General features: G+C 73.1%; 19 protein-coding genes. 13 read left to right on the top strand and 6 right to left on the bottom strand.

Features of this window, described 5'->3' with window-relative positions:
* The 9 genes from ACIOGZ_RS25075 (at window position 1) to ACIOGZ_RS25035 (ending at window position 11,392) form a co-directional block, all read left to right on the top strand.
* Window positions 1-1,383 (top strand): cytochrome P450, encoded by a 1,383-nt coding sequence (locus ACIOGZ_RS25075; protein ID WP_400987359.1) that lies wholly within the window; start codon window positions 1-3, stop codon window positions 1,381-1,383.
* Window positions 1,380-3,257 carry a non-ribosomal peptide synthetase gene (locus ACIOGZ_RS25070; RefSeq protein WP_400987356.1) on the top strand — a complete coding sequence of 626 codons (1,878 nt, stop codon included), beginning with the start codon at window positions 1,380-1,382 and terminating at the stop codon, window positions 3,255-3,257. Before ACIOGZ_RS25075 ends, ACIOGZ_RS25070 begins: the two co-directional genes overlap by 4 nt.
* Entirely contained in the window at window positions 3,254-3,988 is a 735-nt protein-coding gene (locus ACIOGZ_RS25065; RefSeq protein ID WP_363631851.1) for a DUF6875 domain-containing protein, read from the top strand. Before ACIOGZ_RS25070 ends, ACIOGZ_RS25065 begins: the two co-directional genes overlap by 4 nt.
* Window positions 3,985-4,221, top strand: a complete 237-nt coding sequence (locus ACIOGZ_RS25060; RefSeq protein ID WP_400808226.1) for an MbtH family protein — start codon at window positions 3,985-3,987, stop codon at window positions 4,219-4,221. Before ACIOGZ_RS25065 ends, ACIOGZ_RS25060 begins: the two co-directional genes overlap by 4 nt.
* On the top strand, window positions 4,218-5,495 hold the full coding sequence (locus ACIOGZ_RS25055; RefSeq protein ID WP_400987354.1) for an ATP-grasp domain-containing protein: 1,278 nt from the start codon (window positions 4,218-4,220) through the stop codon (window positions 5,493-5,495). The genes ACIOGZ_RS25060 and ACIOGZ_RS25055 overlap by 4 nt, the downstream gene beginning before the upstream one ends.
* Before the next feature lie 121 nt (window positions 5,496-5,616).
* Window positions 5,617-6,927, top strand: a complete 1,311-nt coding sequence (locus tag ACIOGZ_RS25050; RefSeq protein ID WP_400987352.1) for an MFS transporter — start codon at window positions 5,617-5,619, stop codon at window positions 6,925-6,927.
* Window positions 6,928-7,059: 132 nt separating this feature from the next.
* Window positions 7,060-7,998, top strand: a complete 939-nt coding sequence (locus ACIOGZ_RS25045; protein WP_363631853.1) for a LysR family transcriptional regulator — start codon at window positions 7,060-7,062, stop codon at window positions 7,996-7,998.
* Between the two features lie 392 nt (window positions 7,999-8,390).
* A complete protein-coding gene (locus ACIOGZ_RS25040; protein WP_363586176.1) occupies window positions 8,391-8,561 on the top strand; it encodes a hypothetical protein in 171 nt (56 codons plus the stop codon).
* On the top strand, window positions 8,558-11,392 hold the full coding sequence (locus tag ACIOGZ_RS25035; protein ID WP_400987350.1) for a hypothetical protein: 2,835 nt from the start codon (window positions 8,558-8,560) through the stop codon (window positions 11,390-11,392). Before ACIOGZ_RS25040 ends, ACIOGZ_RS25035 begins: the two co-directional genes overlap by 4 nt.
* Before the next feature lie 83 nt (window positions 11,393-11,475).
* Here the strand turns inward: ACIOGZ_RS25035 and ACIOGZ_RS25030 are convergent, their stop codons facing one another.
* Window positions 11,476-12,015 (bottom strand): hypothetical protein, encoded by a 540-nt coding sequence (locus ACIOGZ_RS25030; protein ID WP_363586174.1) that lies wholly within the window; start codon window positions 12,013-12,015, stop codon window positions 11,476-11,478.
* Window positions 12,016-12,379: 364 nt separating this feature from the next.
* Here ACIOGZ_RS25030 and ACIOGZ_RS25025 point away from each other — a divergent pair, with 364 nt between their 5' ends.
* The 3 genes from ACIOGZ_RS25025 to glsA all read left to right on the top strand — a co-directional run bounded on the left by ACIOGZ_RS25025 (window position 12,380) and on the right by glsA (window position 14,464).
* On the top strand, window positions 12,380-12,802 hold the full coding sequence (locus tag ACIOGZ_RS25025) for a DUF6325 family protein (RefSeq protein ID WP_400328034.1): 423 nt from the start codon (window positions 12,380-12,382) through the stop codon (window positions 12,800-12,802).
* A 46-nt stretch (window positions 12,803-12,848) separates the two neighbouring features.
* The gene (locus ACIOGZ_RS25020) at window positions 12,849-13,151 is read left to right on the top strand and encodes an SHOCT domain-containing protein (protein WP_363586172.1); all 303 of its coding nucleotides are present in this window, start codon (window positions 12,849-12,851) and stop codon (window positions 13,149-13,151) included.
* 77 nt (window positions 13,152-13,228) lie between these two features.
* On the top strand, window positions 13,229-14,464 hold the full coding sequence (glsA, locus tag ACIOGZ_RS25015; protein ID WP_363586171.1) for a glutaminase A: 1,236 nt from the start codon (window positions 13,229-13,231) through the stop codon (window positions 14,462-14,464).
* 18 nt (window positions 14,465-14,482) lie between these two features.
* On the opposite strand, the gene ACIOGZ_RS25010 is transcribed toward glsA, so the two are convergent.
* On the bottom strand, window positions 14,483-16,183 hold the full coding sequence (locus ACIOGZ_RS25010; protein WP_363631859.1) for an AbgT family transporter: 1,701 nt from the start codon (window positions 16,181-16,183) through the stop codon (window positions 14,483-14,485).
* On the bottom strand, window positions 16,180-17,679 hold the full coding sequence (locus ACIOGZ_RS25005) for a leucyl aminopeptidase family protein (RefSeq protein ID WP_400808239.1): 1,500 nt from the start codon (window positions 17,677-17,679) through the stop codon (window positions 16,180-16,182). The genes ACIOGZ_RS25010 and ACIOGZ_RS25005 overlap by 4 nt, the downstream gene beginning before the upstream one ends.
* Window positions 17,680-17,986: 307 nt before the next feature.
* Between ACIOGZ_RS25005 and ACIOGZ_RS25000 the strand changes: the two genes are divergently transcribed.
* On the top strand, window positions 17,987-18,811 hold the full coding sequence (locus tag ACIOGZ_RS25000) for an SAM-dependent methyltransferase (protein WP_400987347.1): 825 nt from the start codon (window positions 17,987-17,989) through the stop codon (window positions 18,809-18,811).
* A gap of 208 nt (window positions 18,812-19,019) precedes the next feature.
* On the opposite strand, the gene ACIOGZ_RS24995 is transcribed toward ACIOGZ_RS25000, so the two are convergent.
* The 3 genes from ACIOGZ_RS24995 to ACIOGZ_RS24985 all read right to left on the bottom strand — a co-directional run bounded on the left by ACIOGZ_RS24995 (window position 19,020) and on the right by ACIOGZ_RS24985 (window position 21,808).
* The gene (locus tag ACIOGZ_RS24995; RefSeq protein ID WP_363586167.1) at window positions 19,020-19,376 is read right to left on the bottom strand and encodes an immunity 51 family protein; all 357 of its coding nucleotides are present in this window, start codon (window positions 19,374-19,376) and stop codon (window positions 19,020-19,022) included.
* 76 nt (window positions 19,377-19,452) lie between these two features.
* Window positions 19,453-20,325, bottom strand: coding sequence for a HEAT repeat domain-containing protein (locus tag ACIOGZ_RS24990; RefSeq protein WP_363586166.1), 873 nt, complete (start codon window positions 20,323-20,325; stop codon window positions 19,453-19,455).
* Window positions 20,326-20,494: 169 nt separating this feature from the next.
* Window positions 20,495-21,808, bottom strand: a complete 1,314-nt coding sequence (locus tag ACIOGZ_RS24985) for a cytochrome P450 (RefSeq protein ID WP_363586165.1) — start codon at window positions 21,806-21,808, stop codon at window positions 20,495-20,497.
* Between the last annotated feature and the right edge of the window lie 68 nt (window positions 21,809-21,876).

Raw genomic sequence — 21,876 nt, 5'->3', positions numbered from 1 at the left:
ATGGCGAGCATCACCGTGAGTTCGGTCGGCTACGAGGAGTTCGACCAGGAGCTCGGCAGCGACCCCCTGGGGCTGATGACGCGGCTGCGCGACGAGGGGACGGTCAGCGCCGTCCCGCTGGACGACGGCACCCGGCTGATCGTCGCGGCGGAGCCCGCCGTCGCCGCCGCGGCCCTCGCCCACGGCACCCGCAACCACCGCGGGCTGCTGCGCGAACTGGTGGGCAGCGGACTGTTCGTGGTCGCCTCCGGGGAGCAGTGGCGCCATCGCCGCGCCCTGCTGCGCCCGATGTTCTCGGCCCGGGCCGTGGCGGAGTTGCACACCCTGGTGCTGGAGAGCGCGGAGGACTTCGTGCGCCGTCGGCTGCTGCCCGCGGCGGGCCGCGAGTTCGACCTCGGACACACCCTCCAGCAGCTGAGCATCGAGATCATCCTCCGGCTCGTGGACCCGGAGCTGACCGGCGCCGAACTGGCGTCCCTGGCCTCGACGGTGGACACGGCCGTCCACTACCTGGACCGGCGGCTGTTCGCCCCGCAGACCGTCACCGACGCGGACGGCGAGGCGTTCGCGCGGGACAGGGCGGTGCTGGAGGAGTTCATCGCGCACCGGGCGGCCCAAGTATCCGCGGCGGCCACGGCCGACGGGGTCCTGCCGTCGCTCGTCGCCGCCCTGCACCAGCGGGGGGACACGCTCGGCGACCGTCCCGAGGACGTGCTGCGCGAGGAACTGATGTCGATCTTCGTGGCCGGCGTGGAGACCATGGGCACCCTGCTCACCTGGACCTTCCACAACCTGGCCGGCTCGCTCCCGGCCCTGGCCCGCACCCTCGACGAGGTCCGCTCCACCGACCTCGGCGCCCTGCGCGCCGCGCCGTCGATCCCTCAGGGGACCTTGCCGTACACCCTGGCGGTGGTCGAGGAATCCCTGCGGCTGCACCCGCCCGCGTGGGCGCTCTTCCGCCGCATCGACACCCCCGTCGAAGCGGCCGGCGTACGGCTGGAGCCCGGCGACCTCGTCCTGGCCAGCACCTACGCCATCCACCGCGCCCCGGCCCTGTGGGAGGCACCCGAGGAGTTCCGCCCGGATCGCTTCCTGGGCCGGCGCCCGCCCGTCCAGCAGTACTTCCCCTTCGGGGCGGGCCCCCACCAGTGCCTGGGGCGGCAGTTCTCGCTGCTGGAGGCCCAGCTCGCCACGGCGACGATCCTCGCGCACGGCCGGTTCACCCTGCTGGGCGACCGGGCCGCGACCGGGCTCCGACCGGCCATCGCCCTGACGCCGGACCCCAGCCCGCGCGCCGTGTTCACCCCGCACCCCGACACCGCCAACGGCACCGGCACCATCGGCCTCAGCAACACCCGCAAGCACCCCTCGGGGGCACGATGACGACCGCGCCGCACGCCCGGATCGAGCAGTGCTTCACCGCCGTCGCCGAGGCGTTCCCCGAGCGCGTGGCGTTGGCCGACCGGTACGGCGAGATCCGCTACGGGGAGCTCCTGACGCGGGCGCGCACCGCGGCGGCGTCGCTGCGGGCGAAGGGCGTCGACTCCGGTACCGCCGTGCTGATCGTCGGGCACGGTGACCGCCGGACCGTCCTCGCCATGCTGGCCGTCCTGATGGCGGGCGGCTGCTACGTGCCGGTGGACCCCCGGTACCCGGCTGACCGCGTCCGGCTCATGGCCGGCACGGCCCGGGCGGCCCTGGCCCTGCACGCCGGCGACGGCGGTGACAGCGCCGACAGCGCCGACAGCCCGACCGTGGCGGACCTGGGCATCCCCGTGCACGACATCGCCTCCCTCCTCGCGGAGCGGACCACCACGGCGGTGCCGTCCTCACCGGCCGGCCCCGACGACCTGGCCTACGTCATGTTCACCTCCGGCACCACGGGAGCCCCCAAGGCCGTGGGCGTCACCCACCGGGGGGTCACCGGGCTGGCGCTCGGGGCGGAGTCCCTGCGGCTGGGCCCCGGCGACGGTGTGCTCCTGCACTCCACCCTCGCCTTCGACGCGTCGACGTTCGAGATCTGGTCCCCGCTGCTGGCCGGGGCCCGGATCACGGCCGCGGACCGCAACCCCCTCGCACTCCACGAACTGGCCGCCCTGCTGGCCCGGCCGCAGATCACCACGGCCTGGCTGACGGCCCCGCTCTTCCGCCTCATGGCCACCCACCACGGTCTGGCGCTGGGCACCCTGCGCACCCTCGTCACCGGCGGTGACACCGTCCCGGCCGGCACCGCGCGCTCCTTCACCGCCGCCCACCCCGCCACCCGGCTGGTCAACGGCTACGGCCCGACCGAGAACACCACCTTCAGCACCCTGGGGGACGCCTCCGCGTGGGACCGCGAGCACTCCGCCGCGTTCCCGATCGGCACCGCCGTCGCGGGAACGACGTGCCACGTCCTCGACGAACGGCTGCGGCCCGTCGCCCCGGGCGCGGTGGGCGAGCTCTACCTCGGCGGCCCCCGGCTCGCCCGCGGCTACCTGCACGACCCCGCCGCGACCGCCGCGCGGTTCGTGCCCGACCCCTTCTCCGCGCGGCCCGGTGCCCGCATGTACCGCACCGGTGACCGCGTACGGCACCTCCCCGACGGCGCCCTGGACTTCCTCGGGCGCGCCGACGACGAGGTGAAGGTCCGGGGCTTCCGCACCGATCCGGCGGAGGCGGCGGCGGTCCTCGCCGCCGACCCCGCTGTCGACGACGCCGTGGTCATCGCCGGTACCGGTCCCGACGGCGCCGTCCTGACCGCCTTCCTCACGCCGGCGTCCGTCGACACCGACGCGGTGCGCCGGGGCGCGTGGCAGCGGGCGCCGCGCCATCTGGTGGCCGAGCGGATCATCGCGGTCGACGCCCTTCCGCTGGGGCCCACCGGAAAGGTGGACCGCGCCGCCCTCGCCCGTCTCGCGGACGCCCGGACGCACGACGCGCACGACGCGCACGACGCGGACGACGCGCACGATCCTCGGACGCACGACGCGGACGCCCGGACGCACGACACCGCCGCCCCGGGCCACCCCGCACTCGCCGCGGCCTGGGAGTCCCAGACGGGGCACCACCCGCTGCCCGACTCCGACTTCTTCGCCGACGGCGGCACCTCCCTGGGGCTGATGCGCCTGGTCGAACAGGTGCGCACCCAGCTCGGACCGACCCTCGACTTCGCCCAGCTCTACGCCGCTCCCACGTACGCCGATCTGTGCCGGCTGACCGCCCCGAGCGCCACCCCGGCACCCCCCGGCGACCGAGCCCAGGAGACCGTCGCATGACGCAGGTGATGCAGGATCAGGACAATGATCTGGCCAGAATGGACGGCCTGTGGATCCGGGTGATCGAACCCCAGTCACCCGCCCGGCACGCCCGGGACTTCGCCCAGGTCCACACCTGGCTGCGCCAGTACATCAGCCGGCCCCACGACGAGATCGGCCGCACCGGGCCGGTCTGCCCCTTCATCCCACCCGCCCTCAGCGGCAAGGACGCCCAGTTCAGCTTCCGCTACGACGTCACCGGGAAGGACGAGCAGCAGCTGCGCGAGGCCCTGGAGGCGGAGATGTCCACGTTCGCCCTCGGCACGGAGCGCAGCCGTACGCACACCGGAGCCTCCCTCGACTGCCGCATCGTGGTGCTGCCGGCCACCGGGCCGGAGGGCTGGCGGGTCCTCGACGAGGCGTACGAAGACCTGAAGAACAACGCGGTCGCCCACGGGCTGATGGTCGGTCAGTTCCACCCGCACTGCGACGAACGGGCCGTGCGCAACCCGCTCTTCCCCGTCTCCGTGGCCCCCGTCGGCCTGTTCGCGATCCGCCGGATGGCGCCCCACGATGTGCTCTTCTTGTACAAGCACCGCGCCTGGTTCAGGATTTACGATCAGAACTTCCGCGCCCACTACGAACGGGGCCGCGTACGCGACCCGCTCCTGCGCGAGTTGTACGTGACCGCTGTGGAACGTCACGGCCTGCCCGAGCTCGCCCCGAAGGCAAAGGAGAACGACGCGCCGTGACCGAGGACCAGTACCGCATCGTCGTCAACCACGAGGAGCAGTACTCGATCTGGCCCACCTACCACGACGTCCCCCAGGGGTGGCGGACGGTGGGCGAGCCGGCGTCCCGCGAGGACTGCCTGCGCAGGATCGAGGAGGAGTGGGACGACATGACCCCGAAGTCCGCCCGGCGCGAGGCGGCCCCCGCCGCACCGGCCCCCGCGGGCCCGGCCGGCTCCCCGGGGTCCCCGTGACCGACACGCTTCCCACGGTCGCCGTCGTCTACGGCAGGGGGTCGGCGGGGCCGGCCGAGATCCTCGGCGCCGCCCGCGGCCTGTGCGACGTGGTCTTCGTCTGCGACCCGGCCGTACCGGGCGTGGCGCCGCTGCTCGCGGGGATGCGCCGGCGGGCGCGGGTCTGCGAGATCAGCGGACACGACACCCCCGCCGCCGAACTGCTGCGCGAGCACGGCCCCGCGGGCATCGTCACCTTCAGCGAGTACTGCCTCGCCGGCACCGCGCGGCTGGCCCAGGCCCTCGGCCTGCCCTACCACCGGCCGGACACCGTCCGGCTGCTCACCGACAAGGCCGACCAGCGCGCGGCGTTCGCGGCGGCGGGGGTCGACCACACCCCGAGCGTCGTGGTGCGCTCCGCCGCCGAGGTCGACACCGCCGTGGCCCGCCTGGGCTACCCCGTGGTGCTCAAACCCCGTACCGGGGCGGGCAGTCAGGACACCGTACGGCTGGCGGACCCCGAGCAGCAGCGGCGCGCCCTGGCCGACGTCGGCCTCGCCCCCGGGCCCGGTGACGGGCCGGCGGGCCCGGGCGGCGGCCCGCGCGACTTCGTCGTGGAGAAGTACCTGCCCGGGGACCCCGCGGTGGCCGGACCGGGCTGGGGGGACTACGTCTCCGTCGAGGCCGTCGTGCAGCACGCGGAGGTCACGACCCTCTGCGTCACCGGCAAGTTCGCCCTGGCGGACCCGCTGCGGGAGACCGGACTGTTCCTGCCCGCCACCCTCACGCCCGCCGTGGAGAAGGACGTCGCCGAGCTCGCCGCGGCCGCGGTCCGGGCCCTCGGCGTGACGACCGGGGTGACCCACACGGAGGTGAAGCTCACCCCGGACGGCCCCCGCGTCATCGAGGTCAACGGACGCGTCGGCGGGCGCGCCGTGGGCCTGCTGGACCGGGCGCTGGGCATCGATCTTCTGGCCCTCGCCTTCGAGTTGGCCCTGGAGCGCGGCGTCGAGCCCGTCACGGCCCCCCGGCCGGCGGCGGTGACCTTCGAGTACTTCATCGTGCCACCGCGCACGGTCGGCACCGTCCGGGCGATCGACGGCGCCGACGCCGTACGGGCCCTCCCCGGCGTCGGCGAGGTCGACGTGGCGACGGCCCCTGGGCAGCCCGTCGACTGGCGCCACCCCGCACAGCGCCTGGCGTTCGTCCGGGGCGCCGTCGCCACCCATGACGAACTGCTCCGGCTCATCACGTCCGTCCATGACAGATTCCACCTGGAGTTCGCACCCCAGTGAAGAGAACGTTCCCCACCACAGACCGGCCGCGCACGCCCCGCCGAGAGCGTCGAAGAGCAGGTGCCCCGCAGTGTCCCGCAGTCCTTCATCGTGGAAAAGTGGAACAGCAGAGAGGTAGTCGATGCTCGACAAGGTGCGACAGCCGCTGAAACACCGGCCCTTCCGGCGGGTGTGGCTGGGCGAGACCGTCTCCCTGGTGGGGGACTACAGCTTCGAGGTCGCCTTCATCTGGCTGATCCTGAACGAGACCGGATCGACGACCACGCTGGCCACAATCCTGCTCGTCCAGGCCGTCCCCCGGGGCGTGCTGATGCTGGTGGGCGGCGCGGTGACCGACCGGCTCTCCCCGCGCGCCGTCATGTTCTGCTCCCACACGCTCAGGGGGCTCGCCGTCGCCACGCTGGGGCTGATCGCCCTGACGGACCACGTGAGCACGTGGCACCTCTACGCCCTCGGCGCGCTCACCGGCGTCGCCGAAGCGTTCTTCTGGCCGGCCGCCGGCAGCATCATCCCCTCCCTCCTGCCGCCCGAGCACCTCGCCCGGGGCAACGCGCTCGTCGGCTTCGGGGAGCAGGGGGCCCGGCTGCTGGGGCCGATCCTGGGCGGCGCCCTCGTGGCCGCGGTGGGGACGTCGACCACCATCCTGCTCAATGCCTTCACCTTCTTCTTCGCCGCCCTGACGGTCTTCGGCGCACCCCGCAGACAACCGTCCGACCAGGCGGGCGACCAGGCCTCCGACCAGGCGGGCGAGGCCGACGAGGGCGCCAAGTCGTTCACGGCGATCCGGCGGGAGATCGTCGAGGGTCTCCGCTACGCCGGACGCAGCAGGGAGATCCGCACTGTCCTCCTGCTGATCGGCGCGGCGGCCCTCAGCTACAGCGGCCTCTTCAGCGTGGGGCTTCCCGCGCTGGCCAAGACCTTCCCCCAGGGCTCGCTCGCACTGGGCGTCCTGCTGTCCGCCTGGGGACTGGGGCAGCTGATCGGCACCATCGGCGCGGTCTTCACCGGGCTGCCGCGCCGCTGGGGACTGCTCATCATCGGGATGACGCTCTGCGAGGGGACCGCCTTCGTACTGCTGGGCTTCCTTCCCAGCGTGTGGAGCGCGGCGGTGGTGCTCACCCTGCTGGGGATCGGCGTCGCGTACTCCAGCGACGTCGCGCTGCCGACGTTCATCCAGACCAGGACCCCGACGGACGTGCTGGGCCGGGTCAGCAGCGTGATGGAACTGCCCCGGGCCACGCTGGAACCGCTCTCCATCGCGGCCATGGGCCTGCTGGTCGGCTGGGACATACAGTGGGCGTTCGTGCTCGCCGCGATTCCCATGCTGGCCGTCGGCCTCCACCTGGCCCTCGACCGCGAGGCCCGCGCGCTGAGCACCACGGCCTCGGAGGAGCATCCGGCGGCGAAGGATCCGGATCCCCTCGTCTTATAGGCCCTGTCCGCCGGTGGTGGCCGGCGACCGGCGTCTCGTCGACCACCTCATAGCCTGGGACCCGTCCACCTGGGACGCGACGAGGCGCCGCCTCGTGCACCCGAGGACGACGTGGGGAGGGGAGGGGAGTCGATGAGTCTTCGTCAGTTCGAGTACGCCCTGGCCGTTGCCGAGGAGGGTTCGGTGACGGCCGCGGCGGAGCTGCTGCACGTCGCCCAGCCGTCGGTGTCCCAGCAGATCCGCGCCCTGGAGCGGGAGCTCGGTGTGGAGCTGTTCGCCCGCACGCCGACCGGGCTGGTGCCCACCGTGGTCGGCCGCGCGTTCCTGCGGGAGGCGGAGGCCGCGGTGAGCGCGGCGCGGCGGGCGAGGGCGACGGCGCGGGCCGGCGCCGACGAGCTGGTGGGCGAGCTGACGGTCGCGGTGCAGATGGGCTTCGGCACCCGGCAACTGCCGGGCGCCTTGGGCGCGCTGCGCCGCCGCTTCCCCCGGCTGGAAGTCACCGTCTTCGAGGAGCCGAGCTCCGCCGAGATGGAGCGGCTGGGCCGCCGGGGCACGCTGGACCTCGCCCTGATGGCGGTGTGCGAGCGGAGCCCCGCCGACGCCCACCACCTCGGCGACGAGGAGTTCGTCGTGGTGCTGGGCGCCGGGCACCGGCTGCTCGCCACGGACCGGGTCGAGCTGCGCGACCTGGACGGGGAGCCGTGGGTGCGGTTCGACCGCGACAGCGCGCTCGACGGCGTGCTGCTGGACGTGCTGCTCGAGAACGGGCTGACCCCGACCACGGTCGCCCGGGTGTCCCAGACGGCGACGGCCGTACGCTGGGCCGCCCACGGGCTGGGGGTGACACTCGTCCCGGCCTCCGCGGTGCCCCACGGCCACGAGCACCTCGCGCGCCCGGTGTCCCCGCCCGTCTCCCAGCCCGTCATCGCCGTCGTCCGCCACGCTGCGGGCCCGGCGGAAACGGCCCTGCTCGAACTCCTGCGTCAGGAGACCTGGTCCGAGCCCTTCTTCGCTCCACCGCCTGGGCTCATTCCCGCGATCGGCACACCGGGAATCCGCCCAGGCCGGTGATCTCGAATGGCCGCGCTTTCCGGCCACAACCCCGGATTCCTCGGACAACGCGACAGAATATCGCTGTCGAACCTCCTCCGGAACGGGTGCGGCCACGGCCACCATCGAGCCGGCGGTCGCCCGGGCCAACGGACGCAGCGGCTCACGGGTTCACGATCCCGAGCAGAAGATTCGGGAAAGGAATTTCCGCCGGTCAAAGGAGTGCAGCAAATACCAGAATTGTGAAGTGTGCATGGCATTTGCCCTTGCTTACTTGATTCGCCCAAATCCCTTCCGTTCCCGGAACGAATCTGACAGCATCGTCCGCTATCCGGCGACCGAATGTCGGTGATCACTGCGCCGGTGCGCCCGCGGGTGTCCGTCCACGGCCGATCTGTGCCTGGATCGGATCAATGGGTGGGCCGGGATACGACTGGGGGGAGAACCTGATGCTCGGCTTCGTCGTGCGCCGACCGCGCGGGCGACCGCCGCTGGCGGCTGCCGCCCCGCTGCTGTCGGCCTTCCCCATCGGACGCCGCCGTCGGGACGTGGCCACCCGGCTGCGCCACGTGGAGGAGCGGTGACCCCCCGGACCGGCACCACCGTACCCACCACCGCGCCCACCACCGGGACCGCTCCCGGGACCGCCCACCGCCCCGCGCGCTGGGTCCGCACCAGGCTGCGGGCGAACCCGCTGGCCGCGCTGCTCATGGCGGCCCTGGCGTTCGTCGCCGTCTTCCTGGCGGCGGCCTTCCCCCGCATCGCGGACCGGGGCGCGGACACGGCGCTCCAGGACTTCGTCGGCCACAAGGGCCTCAACCAGACCAGCCTGCAGACCACGTCCAAGACGCGGGACGACGACAAGGCCGCCGAACTCGACCGGGTGCAGCGGCAGCTCACCGAGATGGTCGGTCGACAGCTGACGCTGACCCAGTCGGGCCAGGCCTACGGCGCCCGCGCCCTGGGCGACCGCGGCATGGGCAATCCGGAGTACGACCGGTTCGCGGAAAGGAGGACCGACCCGGCCCTCGGCCTGCTCTACCTGCACGACCTGGCCGCCCGGGCCACCCTCACCGACGGCACCTGGCCGACCCCCGGCGCCGCCGGCGGTCCGCTGCCGATCGTGATCAGCGAGAAGGCCGCCGAGAGCATCCACATCAAGCTCGGTGACGTCATCGACAACGGCACCGAGGGTTCGGGCGCCAAGCGGACCACCGTGGTGGTCGGCCTCTACCAGGTCAACGACCCCCAGGACCCGTTCTGGGAGGAGCTCGGCTGCCCGGCCCGCGCCTGCCTGAGGGCCGACCCCGAGCACGAGCACTGGATGACCAGCGGATTCGTCGACGGCGACAGCCTGCCCGCGCTGGCCCGCTGGGGTTCGAACGCCGAGAACTTCTGGCGGCTGCCCGTCGACGCCGCCTCGCTGCACGCCGACCAGCTCGACCGCACCCGCGGCATCCTCAGCTCCTTCCTGACCGGGCGCGACGCCACCGCCCTGGCCGACGCGACCCGGCGTCCCGACCTGCACACCTCCTCGGGCCTTCCCGAAATCCTCAACCGGGCGGACGACCGCTACCAAGCCTCGCTGCCGCTCAGCACGATCGGCCCGGCCGCCGTCGCGGGCGTCGCCACCGTGGTGCTGTTCCTGGCCGCCGCCCTCACCACCGACCGGCGCACCGCCGAGATCAGGCTGCTCCAGGCCCGCGGCGGCTCCCGTGCCGGGGTGCTGCGACGGCTGATCGCCGAGGGCGCGGTCACCGTCCTGCCGGCCACCGTGCTCGGAACGGCCCTCGCCCTGGTGCTGCTGCCCACCCCCCGCTGGGACCGCGCGGTGCTGGCGGCCCTGGCCGCGGCCCTGATCGCGCTGCTGGCCTTCCCGGCCCGCGCGGCCCTGCTGTGGGCACGCCGGCGGCCGGCCGGCGGCCGACGCCGACTGGTCGGCGAACTCGCCGTCCTCGCCGTCACCGCCGCGGCCGTGGCAGAGGTCCGGCACCGGGGCGTCGGCACCGGCTCCGGGCCGGATCCACTGCTGGTGGCCGCCCCGCTCCTGCTCGCCGTCACCGGCGGCCTGCTGCTGGCCCGGATCGAGCCGGTGGTGGTCGGCCGGCTGGCCGCCCTCGTCGGCCGAGGCCGCGGCCTGATCGGCTTCCTCGGCCTGGCCCGCGCCGCCCGCGACGACTCGGGCCGCCGCAGGCCCTCCGCGCTGCCGCTGCTCGCCCTGGTCATCGCCGTCACCACGACCGGCTTCGGCGCCACCGTGCTCGACACCGTCGATCACGCCCGGACCCGCGCCGCGCACATCGCCACGGGCGGGGACATCGGCGTCTCCCTCCCGGGCTACGCCACCCTGTCCGAGTCGTTCACCAAGGCCGCCGACGCCCTGCCGGGCGTGCGGGCCTCGACCGCGGTCTGGGTCGAGCCCAACGCCCGCATCGTCGGCGCCGACCAGCGCTACACCGAGGCCTACCTGATCATGGTGGTCGATCCGGCGGCGTACGCCGAGATCGCCCGGACCCTCGGGGCCGGCGAGTTCGATCCGGCGAAGTTGGCCGGGGCGGCCGGCGGCCGGGACACCCCGGTGCCCGCGCTGGTCAGCCGCGACCTGGCCGAGCGCCTGGCCGCAGGGTCGTCCCAGGTGCGCACGCCCAACGGCAACGACCTGCGCCTCGCCGTCGCCGGGACCGTCGGCGCCACCCCCGCCCTGCCGGACCCGGGCAAGCCGTTCGCCGTCGTTCCCGCCGGCCCCGCCTGGGAGCGACTGCCGGACGCCAAGCGGGTGAACCAGTGGTTCGCCGTCGGCGAGATCGACCCCGAAGGGGTCAGGACAGCACTGCGGGACAACGGCGGGGTCCAGCCGACCGGCCTGGCCAAGATGATCGCGGACGACGCCGCAGCCGTCGGCAAGGCCGTCCGCGGCCTGCCCGCGGGATACACGGTGCACAGCAGCCGGGAGACCATCGCCGAGCTCGGCGACGACCCGCTGCAGCACGCCGCCGGGCGGCTGTTCCGGTACTCGGGTGCCGCCGGCGCCGGGTTCGCCCTGCTCGCGGTGCTGCTGACGCTGTTCCGGGCCGCGCCCGACCGCACGGCCGTGCTCGCCCGGCTGCGCACCATGGGCCTGCGGCCCCGGCAGGGGCTGGCGCTGATCATCACCGAGACGCTGCCGCAGGCCCTGGTGGCGGCCGTCGGCGGCGGGCTGGTCGCGGTGGCGGCGGTCGCCCTGCTGGGCGGCGCGTTCGACATCTCGACCCTGGTCGGTGCCAGGGTCGGGGAGGTCGTCACCCCCGCGCTGATGCCGGTGCTGCTGCCCACCGCGGGCCTGGCCCTGCTGGTCGGCCTCGGGGTGGTGCTGGAGACGCTGGTCGCCGGCCGGCGCCAGATCGCCACCGAACTGCGGGCGGGGGAGCAGTCGTGACACCGCGACGGCGGCTCTCCGCGATCACCGGATGACCGGATGACCGGCCCTCGACCCGGTGGTCGAGGGCACGCGGTGGCGCCTCAGTCCTGGTCCAGCTTGGACAGGGCGTCGGTGATCAGGCGGGTGGCGAAGTCGTGGTCGTCGCCGGACACCCGGTTGACGTGCTCCGCGAGCAGGGTGGCCGTGGCTTCCAGGGGGTTCATCTCGGCGTCGGTCCAGGGCCCGTACTGCGCGCGCCACAGGTTGGGGCTCAGGCCGCTGCCCGCGGCGATCACCAGGCCGGCCATGGTGGGGATGACCTCGGGGCGGAAGGTCCTGGGCATCATCCGCATCGTGGCCACGAGGGTGGGCACCACGTGCTCGATGACGTCCTTGTCGTGCTCCTCGCAGGCCGACCGCAGCCAGTTCATGAACAGGTAGATGAGCGTGCACGCGCCGTCCAGCAGCGCGTTGAACTCTTCGGGGCCCACGGATGCGGCGAACTCGTCGACCAGCCGCTGCTGTACGGGGTCCGTCCCGGTCCTACCGTCGTAGACGGCCTTGAGCCGGGAGTCGATCATCATGAGCGCGGTGCTCACATCGCCGACGGCGGCGTATCGGGGGTCACAAGGCGATGACACGGGACTCCTTCTCACACGGCCGCGGCGGGTGCGCGGCAGGTCCGGTCGCAGGGTTCGTCGGCCGGTCGGGTCACCGCCCGACGGTACCGCTCCCCGTTGCGGCCGGGCGCCCGTTTCCGCCCCTCGCCCACGCCCCGGCGGGCCGCCCGCGCTCACCCGTCCGCGGCGGCTTTCCGCAGGTCCCGGTGGTACGGCGGAACGCCGGGGGCGGTGGTGCGGCCCCCGGCGATCCGGTTCCACTCGTCAACAGCGCGCCCTCAGTACGTCATCAGTACGGGTGAGCCGTCCGCGCGGTCGCGGCGGCGCTGGGGGCGGCGGAGGATGAGGGTACGGGCGGGACGCGATGCGGAAGGGGCGTGGCGCCATGGACGTCGGGCCGGTCGAGTACGCCGTCATGGCCTTCCCGGGCAACCGGTTCCGGGGGGCGATCCTGCCGGAGCTCAAGCGCCTGACCTCCGAGGGGATCATCCGCATCCTCGACCTCACCTTCATCAAGAGGGACGAGCGGGGGACGGTCCGCGTCCTCGAACTCGATGCCCTGGACAGCGACGAAGCCGCCGTGTTCGCCGAACTGGACGGCGAGATCATGGGCCTGCTGAGCGACGAGGACCTGGCCAGCGTCTGCGACGAGATCCCGGCGGGGTGCTCGGCGGCGATCATCGTCTGGGAGCACCGCTGGGCCGCGCCGCTGCTGCGGGCACTCGACGACGCGGACGGGGTCCTGGTCACGCGCGAGCACGTGCCGCACACCGTGGTGGCGGCCGACCTCGCCGCGATCGGTCTCTGAAAGATCGGACTCCAAAAGGGGAGCCGGACTCCGAGAAGGAGCTGTCATGATCGGCCGTCGTCTGTCGCGCAGCGGGCGCCCGGGGCTCATCGGCACCGCCGCCCGCACCGCCGTCATCGCCGGGACCGCCACGTCCGTGTCGAGCAGGGTCGCCGCCCGGCACCAGCAGGCAACCGCGCAGGCGGCCCCGGCACCGCCGTCGCCCGCACCCGCGTCTCAGGCCGTGCCGGGCGCCGCGCCGAACGACCAGACGCTCGCCCAGCTCGAACGCCTCGTCGAACTGCGGCAGAGCGGGATGCTGACCGACGACGAGTTCACGGCGGCCAAGCAACGCCTCCTCACCTCGTGAACCCCCTCCGCCGGACGGCGCCCGCACGGGGGGCAGGGCCCGACCGGGCCCGCGCGCTGCGCCGCCGTGGTGCGGTGATGGAGCCCGTGACGGCGGTGCTCGCCGAACTCGTCGAACGGCACCGCGCCGATACCGCCGGTGACGTCGCCCGCTACATCCCCGAACTCGCCCGCGCCGACCCGCACGCCTTCGGCCTCGCCATGGTCAGCGTCCAGGGCCACGCCTATCAGGCCGGTGACGCGTCGGCCGCCTTCACGATCCAGTCGGTCTCGAAGCCCTTCGTGTACTCGCTGGCACTGTCGGAGCTGGGCCTGGCGGAGGTGGCCAGGAGGGTCGGGTTCGAGCCGAGCGGGGAGCCGTTCAACGCGATCAGCCTGGAGGCCGGCACCGGGCGCCCGGCGAACCCGCTGATCAACGCCGGGGCGATCGTGACGACCGCGCTGATCGGCGGCGACTGCGAGGCCGCGTTCGAACGGATCCGCGACACCCTGTCGGGCTTCGCAGGCCGCCGGCTGACGGTCGACGAGGACGTCTACCGGTCCGAGGCCGCCACCGGGGACCGCAACCGGGCGCTGGCCTACCTCACGCTCTCCCAGGGCGTGCTGGAGCGCCCGGCCCAGCAGGCCTGCGACGTGTACTTCCGCCAGTGCGCGATCGAGGTCACCGCCGTCGACCTGGCCGTCATGGGCGCCACGCTGGCCAACGGCGGGCGCAACCCGGTGACCGGGCGCCGCGTCGTGGACGCCGACGCGGCGAGCGCGACGCTGTCGGTCATGGCCACCTGCGGCATGTACGACCACAGCGGGGAATGGATGCTGAGGGTGGGCCTGCCGGCCAAGAGCGGCGTCGGCGGAGGGGTCTGCGCCGTGAGCCCCGGCCAGTTCGGCGTCGGCGTGTTCAGCCCCCCGCTGGACCCTCGGGGCAACAGCGTCCGCGCGAGCGCCGTCCTGCGGGAGCTGTCCGCCGAACTGGGCCTGCACGTCCTGCGGCACACCGAGCGTGCGCGCTCACCGCTCCAGGCGGTGCGCACCGACCACGGCGCGCACCACCTGGAGCTGTTGGGCGACCTCGGTTTCGCCGCCGCCGAGGAGATCGTCCACTGCGTCCGTCGCCTGGCCCGCGATCAGCCCCGGCCGCTGGTCACGGTCGACCTCTCCCACGTCACCGCCGTGCGCCCGATCGCCCGCAGGCTGCTGGCCGACTGCGCCGCCGGCCTCCGGGCCCGGACGACGGTGCGCTTCGTCGACCCCGCGGGCCTGGTCCGAAGGCCGTCCGCAGACCGGAGCGACACCCCGGCCGAGAGAGCCGAGTGAGCACCGGCAAGCACAGGTTCACAGTTTGACGGGTGCGCCCGGCCCCATCGGGATGCCGATGGCGTACCAGGCGACGAAGAACAGCAGCCAGGCCACCGCCACGATGACCGTGTAGGGGATCATCAGGGAGATGACGGTGCCGACACCGGCCTGCTTCCTGAACTTCTGGCACTGCAGGACGATGAACGGCAGGTAGACCATCAGCGGGGTGACGACGTTCGTCGGGGAGTCGCCGACCCGGTAGGCGGCCAGCACGGTCTGCGGCGCGACGCCGAGGCGGATGAACAGGGGCACGAAGATCGGCGCGAAGATCGCCCACTTGGGGATGATCCCGGGGATGATCAGGTTGATGACGTAGGTCAGCAGGATGAAGGCGATCAGGAGCCAGATCGCACCGATGTTCGCGCTCTCCAGCTGGTCGGCGAGCTGCACGGCGACCACCGTGGCGATGTTGCTGTAATTGAAGTACGAGATGAACTGGGCGATGATCAGCAGCAGGAAGATCAGGCCGCCGAGCCCGGCGAAGGTCTTGGTGATCGCGTCCATCGCGGCGGCGCTGCCGCGCAGGGTCCTCGCGCCCGCGCCGAAGGCCAGGCCCATCACCAGGAACGCGATCATGATGATGACGATCAGGCCGTCCATGAACGGCGAGTCCTCGAACAGGCTCCCCGTCTCCGGGTTGCGCAGCGGCGCGCCGGGGATGAACGCGAGCAGCGTGACGGCCACCACGAGCGCGATCAGCGAGAGGCCGGCGTAGCGCAGCCCCCGGGCCTCGGCCGCGGTGTCGACGGGGGGCTCCTCGCTGTCCGCGACGGCGGCGGTGTCCCGCGGCTGCCAGGGGCCCAGGCGGGGTTCGATGATGCGTTCGGTGATGAAGGTGATGACGATGGTGAGGAACAGGGTGGAGCCGATCGCGAAGTAGTAGTTCGCGGTCAGGTTGAGGGACTGCCCGGGGTTGACGAGCCTGATCGCCTGGTTGGTGATCTCGGTCATGATGCCGTCGATCGGGGCGATGAGCAGGTTGACGCTGAAGGCCGCGCTGACTCCGCCGAAGGCCGCGGCGATCCCGGCGAGCGGGTGGCGCCCGGCGCTGATGAAGGCGACCGCTCCCAGCGGGATGAGGACGAGGTAGCCGGCGTCGGAGGCGATGCTGGACAGGATGCCGGCGAAGACGATGATCGCGGTGAGGGTCTCCGGTGGTGAGATCCTGACCAGGCGTCGGATCAGGGCCGCGATCAGTCCGGCCTCCTCCGCGAGCCCGACGCCGACCATGATGACGAGGATGACCGCGACGACGCCGAAGTCGTTGAAGTTGTGCGCCGCGGAGGTGAACAGGAACCGGACGCCGTCGCCGGACAGCAGGCTCTCGACCTTCGTCGTCTCGACGACGGTCTCGTAGTGGTGGGTGTACGTCGACTCCGGCGGCAGGTGGGTGCCCGCGTACTCGGTGCCGCCCTCGTGGACCTGCGTGGCCGGGTAGGGAACGGACTTGACCGTCTCGCCGGTGACGTGGACGTCGAACGCGGCCAGGACCGCCGACAGCACGATCACCAGGACGCACAGCAGCAGGAAGATGATGGCCGGGTGCGGGACCTTGTTCCCGATCTTCTCGATGGCGTCCAGGACGCGCCCCGACCCTCCGCCGGACTTTCCGTTCCCGGAGGCGGTGGCGCTCTTGTCCTGCGGGCCGTCGGCCTGGGCGTGGGCGAGGGCGCTCACCGGCCGGCCTCCTCACTGATCGAGCGGGTGGAGTCGGTCCGCGCGGCCGTCGACGGAGGGGTGAAGGCCAGCGCGAGCTCTGCGAGCAGGCGCGCGCCGAAGCCGGTGCAGCCCTTGGTGCGCCAGCCGCTCGGCTTGTCGTTCTGGGCCGGCCCGGCGATGTCGATGTGCGCCCAGGGGCGGCCGGCGACGAACTCCTCCAGGAACAGCGCGGCATGGATCGCCCCGCCGTTGGGGCCGCCCATGTTCTTCAGGTCCGCCACCTCCGAGTCCAGCTCCGGCCGGTAGCGCCGCGACAGCGGCAGCTGCCAGGCCGGCTCGCCGGTGCGGGCGGCGGCGTCCAGGACCTGGTCGACCAGCGGCTGGGCGTTGCCGAACACGCCCGCGGTCTCGGCGCCGAGCGCCCGCAGACACGCGCCGGTCAGGGTGGCGATGTCCACGATCGCGTCCCCCGGCTCCTCGCCGGCCAGGACCAGGGCGTCCGCCATGACCAGGCGGCCCTCCGCGTCGGCGTTGACCACCTCCACGCTCGTGCCGCCGCGCATCCACAGCACGTCGCCCAGCTTGAGCGCCGAGCCCGAGGGCATGTTGTCCGTGCACATCAGGTAGCCCGTCACGGCCGTCCGGCAGCCGAGCCCGGCCAGGACGCACAGGGCCGCCAGGATCGCCCCTGCACCGGACATGTCGTTCTTCATCGTCGCGTGCACGGCGTCGGCGGGCTTGAGGCTGATGCCCCCGGAGTCGTAGGTGATGCCCTTGCCCACCAGGGCCAGCCGGGGCGTCCCGTCACCGGCGCCGGAGGGCAGGTAGGTGAGCTTGATCATGCGGGCTTCGTCCACGCCGCCCCGGTTCACGCCCAGCAGGCCGCCGCAGCCCAGCTCCTCCAGCTCCCGCTGCCCGAACACCTCCACCCTCAGGCCGCACTGCGCGCCGAGCCGCACCGCAACCTCGGCCAGGTCCGGCGCGGTCAGCAGGCTGGGCGGCGCGCTGGCCAGGTCCCGGGCCAGCATCGTCGCGCGGGCCAGCCACACCCCGCGCTCTGCGCCCCGCTCGACGGCCTCGCGCGAGTCCGAATCCGAACCCGAGCCCGAACCCTCCACGACCGTGACAGTCTCCAGCGCCGTGCCGGACGGCTCGCGCTTGAGCGGATCGAAGCCGTAACGGGCCAGCAGCACCCCCTCCACCAACGCCTGCGCCGCCTCCGCCGGCGTCGCACCCGCCCCGGACGGCACCACGACGGCCAGCCGCGAACGGCCCGGCACCGCGAGCGCCACGGCCGCCCCGGCGTCCCTCAGCACATCGGGACCTGCCTCACCCTCCGGCCCCGTCCCGTAGAGCACGACGTCCGGCCCGTCCTCCCGGGGCACCAGCAGCACCCGGCCCGTCGCCCCCGTCATGCCGGCGGCCTCCACGGCCCCCGGGCCCAGCCCGATCCACGCCGGCACCGCCACCGCCCCTTGGACCACCGGCAGCCCCACCGCCTCCGGATCTCGCACCGCCTCCGGATCCCGGGCCGGCGCGACGTCAACCCTCGGAACGCGGCTCCACGAAGGAATGAGATCGAGGGCTGCCCTGCTCTGCGCCACTGTGCTCTCCTCTGCTGGGGCGGCGGTCCAGAGGCCGCCGGTCCCAGCAGCCGCTCCCCAGTAAGACGCACGGTCAGGGCGCTTCCAGGACACGCCACGCGCTGTGCCCCCAAACGCACGAACGCCCGGCGCACCGGCGTCGGCGCGCAGGCGGGGGTGGGAGGACACACCCTAGGCTTGAGGCCGCACTGGTCCGAGGGACGGGAAGTCGGCTGCCGTGACCGATCGCAGCACAGAGGATGATCAGTCGAAGCCGAGCATCGCCCGGGTCTACGACTATCTGCTCGGCGGCAAGGACAACTACGCCGTCGACCGCGAGATCGGCGACTTCTTCATCAAGGACCTGCCCGGTTCGCGGGCGATGGCCTTCGCCAATCGCGGGGCCCTCGTTCGCGCCGTGGCGGCCATGGCCCGCGACGGCGTCTCCCAGTTCGTCGACATGGGCAGCGGCCTGCCCACCGCCGACAACGTGCACCAGGTCGCCCAGCGGCACCGTCCGGACGCGCGCGTCGTCTACGTCGACCACGACCCGGTCGTGGTCGCGCACAGCCGGGCCCTGCTGGCCGCCGACGACCGCACCACCGTGATCCGGGCGGACCTGCGCGCGCCGGAGGAGCTCTACCACGACCCCGGCCTACAGGAGTTGATCGACTTCGACGAGCCGGTGGGCGTCGTCTTCAGCGCCGTGCTGCACCACCTCACCGATGCCGAACGCCCCGCCGAGCTCGCGCGCTGGTGGGTGGACCGGGTGCCGTCGGGCAGTCAGGTCTACATCTCCCACTTCCGCTCCGGCGGGAACGAGGAGACCCGGCTCATGGAGCAGAAGCTGCAGAGCAGTTTCGGCCGCGGCCGCTGGCGCACCGACGAGAAGATCACCGGCCTGTTCGACGGCCTTGAGCTCCTCGAACCGGGCCTGGTCCCCTGCTCCCTGTGGCGGCCGGACCCCGCGCCGGACGACGACGGCACCGGGAACGGCGTGGACAGGCCCGCTCCGACGGTGTGGGAACAGCTGATCTCCTGCGCACTGGCCCGCAAGCCGTAGCCGGCTGTTGGCCCGCGCGCCCCGTACACCGGTCCCTCCACGATCCGTTTCGCCACCGCCGCAACCGCTGTCGCATCGCTCCGCGACGTCGCCGACGGCTTCCGGTGCAGGCGGACCGAACGTGTCAGCCGCAGCCGCCGTGAGGGTGCCGCCCGGCGCGCGGGTCGTCCCCCACCCCGCGGTACGGCGGGAGGCGCCCGGCCGACAGTCAGTCGAAGTCGTCCGGATCGACGCCGCGTATCAACTCGGCGAGCCGGGCGCGGTCGTGGAACGCCTGACTCAGGAGCGCGGCGAGGCGTTGCAGAGCGTCCAGGTCCCGACTGCGGGCGATGAACATCCCCGCCTCGGGATCGTAGGTCAGCCGCTCCGACACCTCCGGCGCGTGCGCGAGCACCGCGGCCCGGGCGACGCCCGCCCAGCCGTACCCGTTGCCGTACTGGCCGCAGGCCTCGAACTCGTCCTCGACGGCGACCATGGCGTCGTCGGTGAGCATCAGGTAGTAGGACTCCGGCTCGTGGTCGTAGGCGGAGAGGATCAGGGGTGCGTAGGTCGTCCGATCGGTCATGGGACCGACCTTAGCGGCGGGGTCCGACAGCGGCGGGCGAAGGCTCCCGGGCCGCACTGCCGGATCGTCACTCCCGTTACCCGACCCGCCTGCGACTCTGCACGACAAGGGCGACGATCTCCTCGGGCAGTTCGTCGTCCACCGCGATCCGGACCTCCGTCACCGTGCCGGGCCAGTCGGCGATCAGATCGTTGCTCAGCGCGTCGTTCTCCATGGCGGCCATGAGTTCGCCTCCCCGGACCGTCTGTCCGGGCACCACCAGGACCTCTGTCACACACCACGGGACGCCCATCTTGGGCGTCACCACGAACTCCACCGGCCCGAGCTCGCGCCAGACCGGGGGCGTCGGCGGCCCGCCGATGCGCTGCTCGACCAGGTCCAGAGCCGTTCCGGCGCGCCGGGCGAAGTCGGAGTCGTCCGCGAGGTGCTCACGCAGCAACGGCCCGACCGCGCGGGCATCGCCCAGCCGGGCCAGCGTCTCCACCGCCTCGGACCGCATCGCAGGGTCCGCCAGACACCCGACGACGGCCTCCGTGTGCTCAGCGGACCCGTTCTCTGCCAGACCGAGCAACGCCCGGTGACGGAACTCCGGGCTACCGGAGCGAAGTTGGCGCTCCAGGAACGGCACCGTCCGCGGGTCCCTGACATGTGCGAACGTCTCACGGGCCAGCAGCGATTCGAGCGAGGGGTCGTCCGCCAGCGCGTCGAACAACCCATCCGGGAGAGCCTCCGCCAGGAGTACCTGCAGCGAGGCGGGGCGCCGGTACTCGTCCCGGTCGCGGCTCACGATCTCCGCCAGGTCCCAGCTCTTCTCCGCCCGGCCCGCGAACACGTCGAGGAGTCGGCGAAGGCTCACCGGTCCGGCAGCCACCAGGTCCTCCAGGGCGCCACCGTCCCCGTGCATGTAGCGCGCGAGGAGGCTGTCGATCCCGTCGGTGGTCAAGTCCATGGAAGTCAGCCGGCTTTCGGTGGATCAGCGGGTCGCGGTAGGTGCCCGGACAGTCTCTCGCGGCCGCCCGGGCGTTCAACATTCCGTCATGTGCGAGTACTTCCCGGCCACTCACCTCCGCGCCTTGCTCGGGGACACTGCGCGCGTTGCCCTTGCCGTTCTCTGCCAGCTAGGCCGGGTGTGCCTCGTTCCTGGCCGGCGCCGTGTGGCTCGGGGGTTGGAGGCGTACGGGGAGGGTCTTCAGGTGCCAGTTGAGCGGGTTGGTGCCGCGTTGCAGGTGCTCCGGGTCGACGGCGAGTTGCAGGTCGGGTACCCGGCTGAACAGCGCGGCCAGGGCGACGGCGGCCTCCTCCTGGGCGAGGTGCGCGCCCAGGCAGCGGTGCGCGCCGTGCCCGAAGCCGAGGTGGGGCTCCTTGCTGTGGCGGGTGCGGCCGAGGTCGAGGCGGTCGGGGTCGGCGAAGGCGGCGGGGTCGCGGTTGGCCGCGGACACCATCGGGAGGACGGCTTCTCCGGCGCACACCGGGGTGGCGCCGACGGTGGTGTCGCGGGTGGCGTAACGGGGCAGCGCGCGCACGACGGGCCCGCAGTAGCGCATGAGTTCATCGACGGCGTGCGGCATGAGGGCGGGGTCCTCGCGCAGCAGGGCGAGCTGGTCGGGGTGGGCGAGGAGCGCTTCGGTGCTGTTGGCGATGAGGTTGACGGTGGTGATGTGCCCGGCGACGACCAGGTTGGTGATGAGCGAGACGAGCTCGTCGGTGCTCAGGCGGTCGTCGTGGTGGGGCGCGAGCAGTTCGGAGATGAGGTCGTCGCCCGGGTCGGCGGTGTGGAGGCCGACGAGGAGGTGGGCGTCGGCGACCATGCCGGCGAGCGCGTCGCCCAGTTCCTCGCCGCAGGTGCCGGCGGCCAGGGTGGCGCTGCGACTCCGCCAGCGGTCGCGGTCGGCTTCGGGGACGGCGATGAGTTCGCAGATGACGGTGATGGGCAGCGGTCGGGCGAAGTGTTCGATCAGGTCGACGACGCCGTCCTCGGCGTGGTCCGGCAGGCGGTCGAGCAGGTCGGCGGCGATGGCTTCGATCCGGGGGCGCAGCGCGGCCACGCGGCGCGGGGAGAACGCGGCGGCGACCAGGCCGCGCAGACGGCGGTGGTCGGAGCCGTCCGAGTCGAAGATCCCGGCGCGCAGGTACTTCTCGTAGCCCGCGTACATGCCGCGGGCCTGCCAGGTCTGTTCGGTGCGGTGGGCCACCTTCGCGCCGGGGACGGTCGCGGCGTCGATGGTGAAGTCGGGATCGCTCATGATCGTGCGGATGTCGTCGTGGCGGGTCGCCACCCACATGGGGTCGACGCCTCGGACGCAGCCCCGCACCAGGTGCTCGCGTTCGCGGATGTGCGCGTAGGAGGTGAACGGATCGCGGACCAGCTCCTGATCCGCCAGGTCCAGTGGTTCGTCGCCGGACTCGGTGGTGGTCCGGCCTTGCGTCGTCATGGTGAGCGCTCCCAACGGGTGGTCGTTCCGTGACGGCATCATGGCGGCCGGACCGCGCCCCACCTGCC

It is taken from the genome of Kitasatospora sp. NPDC088160, from assembly GCF_044741445.1.
Classification (GTDB): Bacteria; Actinomycetota; Actinomycetes; order Streptomycetales; family Streptomycetaceae; genus Kitasatospora.
The sequence above is the reverse complement of the archived record's forward strand: the minus strand, read 5'-3'. Positions and strand labels throughout refer to the sequence as shown.